Annotated in this window: 2 protein-coding genes; both read left to right on the plus strand. The window is 34.4% G+C overall.

Going from position 1 to position 1,232, the window contains the following annotated elements; genetic code table 11:
* Window positions 1-104 precede the first annotated feature (104 nt).
* On the plus strand, window positions 105-248 hold the full coding sequence (locus tag ACFIKY_RS08960) for a TrwH protein (protein ID WP_375661730.1): 144 nt from the start codon (window positions 105-107) through the stop codon (window positions 246-248).
* Window positions 245-1,006: a type IV secretion system protein gene (locus ACFIKY_RS08965; RefSeq protein ID WP_375661731.1), complete on the plus strand. Its 762-nt coding sequence runs from the start codon at window positions 245-247 to the stop codon at window positions 1,004-1,006. The genes ACFIKY_RS08960 and ACFIKY_RS08965 overlap by 4 nt, the downstream gene beginning before the upstream one ends.
* The last annotated feature ends 226 nt before the right edge of the window (window positions 1,007-1,232 follow it).

Raw genomic sequence — 1,232 nt, forward strand, 5'->3', positions numbered from 1 at the left:
GAAATTAAGAAAAGATCAATTATCGCAAACTATACACTTTATTTTAGTGTCAAAATTATAATAATGACAATAAATATATAACGGTAAAAAAGAGTCGTATTAAAATGAAGTCGGTCATTCTTGTAATTTTGATTGCAAAAATTTTATCGGCTTATGCATTAGCACCAAAGCTAAAACAGCCCAATGATAGGAACCGTGTACCTATTAATAAAACAATCCCTGCCAAAATCAAGCGAGGAGACAGATGAAAAAGATAATTATCACTATAGCGATCAGTATAATTTTTGAAACGTCAGCTCTCGCTAATAAGTGTTACTGGGACCCCAGAAAATTTAGGACTGTATGTACTCCGATAGAGAAAAAAGAGACAGTAAATAATCCCTCTCCACCTCCACCGCCACCACCTGCTCCACCGACCCCACCTGCTCTACCAGCAGAATATCTGGAGATTATAGAGCTCTTAAAAAAACAGCTTGAGTTGGAAAAAAAACAACTTTCGCAAACAGAAAAAGCCTATCAAGCTATAACAAAGGGTCAGAAAACTGCACCTCAGAAAATAGACTTTTCTAGTTTTTTTCTCAAAGAACCAGAATCGCTCTATAAGAGAGATAAGCTTTCAAGGGAATCATATCAAAAGGTATTAGAGGAAGAAAACAAAATTTATGGGTCTTTTGAGCAAATGGGCAAAGCTATTTCAAGGCGTTTACAATTTGCATCGATACTAGATAAAGCTGTAAGTTTAGAAACTTTTGAAAACGTAGAAAATCGTTTTAAATACCTCCAACATCTATTAGATGAAATTCAAAAAAAAGAAAACCTGAAAGATACTGCAGATCTTCAAGCACATATCGATGGTTCGTTAGCCATGATCCAAAATGAATTTATAAAGATGGAAATGGTAGCGCATTTACGTAACGCTGAGCAATCACTTATCAAAAAGAAAAAACGCGAACTTAGTATGAAATTTTTTAACCATGAAGCAAAAGGGATGCCTACCATACGATAAAAACAAAAGCCAATGTAGAAAGTTCAGTACTATCTGAACAATTCAGAGGGGCAGAAAGGTTTTCTCAAAGCCAAGGTATCGTGATGAAAATACTTAGGTAATGTATAAATGCAAATAACGCGTTTAGCATGTATCTATGTTTCAAGGTGATAAAAAGTTGAAAATTCGTTAAAGAGGAATTCCATGAACTTTACAGTGTTCACGCAACTTTTCAATAAAATTGATC

The organism is Bartonella sp. CR127HXZ (assembly GCF_042194555.1).
Taxonomy (GTDB): Bacteria; Pseudomonadota; Alphaproteobacteria; order Rhizobiales; family Rhizobiaceae; genus Bartonella; species Bartonella grahamii.